Raw genomic sequence first — 378 nt, forward strand, 5'->3', positions numbered from 1 at the left:
ATTTCTACGACCTGCACGACCAACTGGTTAAAGCCGAAATCTTCAAAAAAGACGGCACGAAAGAAACTTGGGCGTACACCTACGACGCCCTGGGCAGGAGGATAGGCAAAGGTCGTCTGAAAGACGAAGAAGTTTCAAACGACCTCGAAAACCAAACCCGTTTCGTTTTGGACGGTAGTCATTTACTGCAAGAAATCCACCCGGACGGCAGGTATACCTATATCTACGCCGACCAAGATTCTTACGAACCCTTGGCGCAAGTCCGCGATTGGACAACCAAAGACGGCGAAAGCCGACAACAAATCCACTACTTCCATTGCGACCAAATCGGCATCCCTAGGGAGATGACCGATAAAGACGGCAACCTCTTATGGTTCG

The 378-nt window shown here is 49.7% G+C and carries 1 protein-coding gene; it reads left to right on the top strand.

Annotated features, from left to right (window positions below; genetic code table 11):
• A partial coding sequence (locus tag HMPREF2726_RS09210) for an RHS domain-containing protein (protein ID WP_210399694.1) occupies positions 1-378 on the top strand: 378 nt, incomplete at both ends.

The organism is Neisseria sp. HMSC074B07 (genome assembly GCF_001810355.1).
GTDB lineage: Bacteria > Pseudomonadota > Gammaproteobacteria > Burkholderiales > Neisseriaceae > Neisseria.